General features: G+C 33.9%; 3 protein-coding genes. All 3 read left to right on the top strand.

The window, feature by feature from the left end; translation table 11 throughout:
* Positions 1-607 (top strand): TraM recognition domain-containing protein (locus ACWATR_RS40070; protein WP_460345959.1); only part of this gene is annotated, 607 nt, incomplete at its 5' end.
* Positions 608-611: 4 nt separating this feature from the next.
* Positions 612-1,100 carry a relaxase/mobilization nuclease domain-containing protein gene (locus ACWATR_RS40065; protein WP_460345955.1) on the top strand — a complete coding sequence of 163 codons (489 nt, stop codon included), beginning with the start codon at positions 612-614 and terminating at the stop codon, positions 1,098-1,100.
* Positions 1,101-1,146: 46 nt separating this feature from the next.
* Positions 1,147-1,347, top strand: a 201-nt coding sequence (locus ACWATR_RS40060; RefSeq protein WP_460345952.1) for a hypothetical protein, incomplete at its 3' end; no start/stop codon positions are given.

Genomic DNA, 1,347 nt, shown 5'->3' with positions numbered 1-1,347 from the left:
CTTCTGCGGTATTATCGGCTTCCAAAATATGGGGCAGCTTGAGAAGAACTACGGTAAAGATATCGCTAAGGCTATCCTTGGTGCTTGCAGCACTAAGTTTATATTCAATCCTGGTGAGAACGAGTCAGCGCAATTGTTTTCCAACTTCTTAGGTGATGAAGAGATTAAGTACAAGCAAAAAAGCCGTTCTACTGGGGGTAAAAATAATAGCACTAGTATTAGTGAGCAAGAGAAAACTAGAAAGCTTTTTGAATCGGCTCAATTTCTGAAGTTAATTGCTGGCAAATGCGTTTTCATTAACCCTACTTATGCTAATAAAAAGGAAGGTTCAGTTCCACTGTTGAAAACTATTAAAATTTCTCAGACTCTGAAAAATATTGAGAAATACAATCAACTGAAATGGGCGAGAATTGTTAGTTTACTAGCTAGGAAAAGTACACAGAAATTTCCCTCTGGGCAAGATTTAGCTTTGCGAGTTAAGCAAGTTGAGTTACGCTTTCCCATTCCCCAAAATCCTCAAGCTGTTTCTAATAATCCCGGTCTGACATCAAAAAACGTTGGCAGTATGGTTAATCAAGACCAAGTTCCTTCTGATATCGGGTTTTAATATTATGAAAATGACTATTGAAGAATTGAAGATTGATAGTTTTGACTTAATTAGAACTTTATCTCAACAGCATATTCTCGCTAATGGTAGTTTCATTGATATTAATCTGACTTTAACTCAAATTATTGACAATTTTAATACCTTATCTGGAACTAGACCAAGACTTAAGAGTTTGGGAATCTATATTGTCATCAGTTTGAAAAATATTTATATTAACCTAAATCAACAATTATGTATTCAAATTGTTAATCAATATATTTATGGTATTGGCTGGCATGATTTGCAGTACATTTGTTTTTTTGATATTAATCCAAGTAACGTTTACATTCATATTGTTTTTAATCGAGTTACACCCCAAGGTAAGCTCATTGATGTCAAATACTTGGGGGCTAAGTGGCAACAATATGAGATTTTACGTCAATCTTGTTCTCGGATTTTAGAAAACCCTGTTAATAATAAATATTTGCAAGTCCGCTGCAACTGTTGTTCATAAACAAAAGTACAGCACAAGGCACAGTGTATAAATAATTAAAAAAAATATGTTTGATGAACGACATTTGCAACTCACTTCTGCTTACGCTAGAGCTAGTCAGCATTTTATTAGAGCTTTTATTTATCCTTTAGGAGAGTTTATTTACAAATCAATAGAATCAGCTATTGATCTAAAATGTCGAATCGAAATAGGAGAAGAAACTTATTTTCTTACTCCTGATGAGGATGGTGGCTGGAAATGGTCTAAA

Source organism: Nostoc sp. UIC 10890, from assembly GCF_054786515.1.
The sequence above is the reverse complement of the archived record's forward strand: the minus strand, read 5'-3'. Positions and strand labels throughout refer to the sequence as shown.